Genomic DNA, 834 nt, shown 5'->3' with positions numbered 1-834 from the left:
TTGCTTCAACATCAGGTTCATCACCAAGAACCGGTTATAGTTCTTTACTACTTATGAGTATTACTTTAGCGTTTGCCGTATCTCAAGGAATTTGATTTTTTCTAAAACTTGTCTTTCGACAGCTTTTTCAAACTCTTTTTAATACTATGTTTGTTCGATACAATCACAACCCTTCCATAATTTCCATCAACAACTGTCGTCGCTGACTTCTCTTTACAGAAATAATTTTGATTATTTCTACTTTACTTCTTCTAAATTGTTAAAGAACGAGAACTACTTTTATTACTATGTCTTTCGCTTTGAAAGTACAAACCTAAACCTCGGTGCTCACTTACTGCACTGACTTAGGTTTGTGATTTCTTGGTGGAGGATGACGGGATCGAACCGACGACCCCCTGCTTGCAAAGCAGGTGCTCTCCCAGCTGAGCTAATCCCCCATTAGGATCCACTACCTGTAAAACCGCCGCTTTTGCGTCGCTTTTACTTCTAAAAATTATCTGGCTTTGCCAGTCATTTTTAGCCATCTATCCCAAACGAAAGTAGGTTTCTACTTTCGTTTGATCGATTTGGTGGGTCTGGTTGGGCTCGAACCAACGACCCCCGCGTTATCAACACGGTGCTCTAACCAACTGAGCTACAGACCCGCTACTGAACTTCAGTCGCTGTCCGGTCATTGCTACCCCGACGCAAACCGTTCTCTGTTCATTATCATTAACAGTCAATAAGTGTGGACACTTAACTACGCGCTACTCTAGAAAGGAGGTGATCCAGCCGCACCTTCCGATACGGCTACCTTGTTACGACTTCACCCCAGTCACGAACCCTGCCGTGGTA

Annotated in this window: 2 tRNA genes and 1 rRNA gene; all 3 read right to left on the bottom strand. The window is 43.3% G+C overall.

From position 1 onward, the window contains the following. Positions 1-361: 361 nt before the first annotated feature. Positions 362-437, bottom strand: a tRNA-Ala gene (locus ACO0LF_RS31355). Between the two features lie 130 nt (positions 438-567). Beyond that, positions 568-644, bottom strand: a tRNA-Ile gene (locus tag ACO0LF_RS31350). Between the two features lie 111 nt (positions 645-755). Beyond that, positions 756-834: ribosomal RNA gene (locus ACO0LF_RS31345) — 16S ribosomal RNA — on the bottom strand; the annotation flags it as partial.

This window comes from Undibacterium sp. Di27W, from assembly GCF_049340345.1.
In the GTDB taxonomy this organism is placed as follows: Bacteria; Pseudomonadota; Gammaproteobacteria; order Burkholderiales; family Burkholderiaceae_D; genus Undibacterium.
Note: the sequence above shows the minus strand (reverse complement) of the source record. Positions and strands in the feature narration are given on the sequence as shown.